A 1,445-nucleotide genomic window follows, 5' to 3' on the forward strand; every position below is an offset into this window, starting at 1 on the left:
GTAAAATGGAACTGGAAGTCCCACCAGAATTCTTCAACAGACGAAGCAACGTAAATCAATGAGAGACTTTGTTCAACAAGCGTTAAGAGTTAGATATAGTATTAATCCAGACTTCCGTATAAATAAAAAAGTAAAATAAAGAAACCTGACGAGAACGAAATCTAGCATATTGCAACTAACGAACTAGACTAACCGACGTAGGCTGTGCCCTGAGTCCCGAACGGGACGTTAGGGATTGGCACGAGGCTTGCGTAAGCAAGAGGAGTGACAAAAGCCTATGTGTCGTAGACCGAACGAGGGCTTGTCCCGAAGTGAAGCGGTTAGTCGCTGTTATACGAAGTTTGCGCTTTATTAACCTTTAATCATGCTTTCATTGATGATTTTTAAAGATTTTCCCTTTTTTGATTTATAAAACCTGAAATCACTATCTAAAGTGAATATATTGGGAATTTCATAAACCTCTGAAATTGTCATAAGCGAAGCATCTGCAAAATCCATTGGTCGATCGGAATATTTTTCCATATAAAACAGAATTGAACTAAATTGTTCATTATCTTGATTTAAAATTGATATCGCATTGTTATCAATCCATTCGATAAATGCCTTTTGTATTCTTTTATTATCTGATAATAAGTAAGATACTTCGGTAACTACCGCAAGTGTCGTGAATAATTTGCCTTTAAAATTTTTAAGAAATGATCTGCATTGTAGGCAATAATTATCTGATTCGTCGAAGAAGGCAACTATAGGTCCAGTATCAATAATGGCTTTAATCATTTTTGTTTCTTGATTAAAGCTTCTTTAATATATTTTTGATGGTTAGTTGATTTGTCAGAAATCCCACTTTTATATAAACCGAAATACTTTTCACCTAATTCATAGGCAGAAGGTTGTTTTGCAAAATTATCAATATAGTAAACTAAAGATTCTTTAATTACTTCTGATTTACTTTTGTTTTCAATTTTTGCAACTTCTGAAAGTTTTTTTTCTAGCTCTTCTGGTAATCTTAGACTTATCATATTGATCCTGTAATACACTTGTATTACATTTTCTTTGAACTGTCAAGAGAAACTTTTCCTTATTTTTAATTTAACAAAGTAAATTTGCGCAAATTTCGTATAACGAACTAGTGTTGACGAAGTTTCCCGCCCTGAGCCTGCGTAGTAGGCGTTAGGGAGAGCGGGAAATTTGCCGAAGGCCGAACGAGGGCGTGTCCCGAAGTGAAGCGTTAAGACGCTGTTAGTTGCAGTGTGCCATACGAGTAAAAAAGTGTATGTAAAATGGAACTGGAAGTCCCACCAGAATTCTTCAACAGACGAAGCAAAGTAAATCAAAGAGAGACTTTGTTCAACAAGCGTTAAGAGTTAGATATACTGTTAATCCAGACTTCCGTATAAATAAAAAAGTAAAATAAAGAAACCTGACGAGAACGAAATTTGGCATAT

At 34.9% G+C, this 1,445-nt stretch carries 2 protein-coding genes; both read right to left on the reverse strand.

Annotated features, from left to right (window positions below):
- Window positions 1–351: 351 nt before the first annotated feature.
- Window positions 352–777, reverse strand: coding sequence for a type II toxin-antitoxin system VapC family toxin (locus tag EHQ70_RS18495; RefSeq protein WP_135571110.1), 426 nt, complete (start codon window positions 775–777; stop codon window positions 352–354).
- The gene (locus tag EHQ70_RS18500; protein ID WP_135571112.1) at window positions 774–1,019 is read right to left on the reverse strand and encodes a ribbon-helix-helix domain-containing protein; all 246 of its coding nucleotides are present in this window, start codon (window positions 1,017–1,019) and stop codon (window positions 774–776) included. The genes EHQ70_RS18495 and EHQ70_RS18500 overlap by 4 nt, the downstream gene beginning before the upstream one ends.
- Window positions 1,020–1,445: the final 426 nt, after the last annotated feature.

Origin of the sequence: Leptospira congkakensis (assembly GCF_004770265.1) — a bacterium.
Lineage (GTDB): Bacteria > Spirochaetota > Leptospiria > Leptospirales > Leptospiraceae > Leptospira_A > Leptospira_A congkakensis.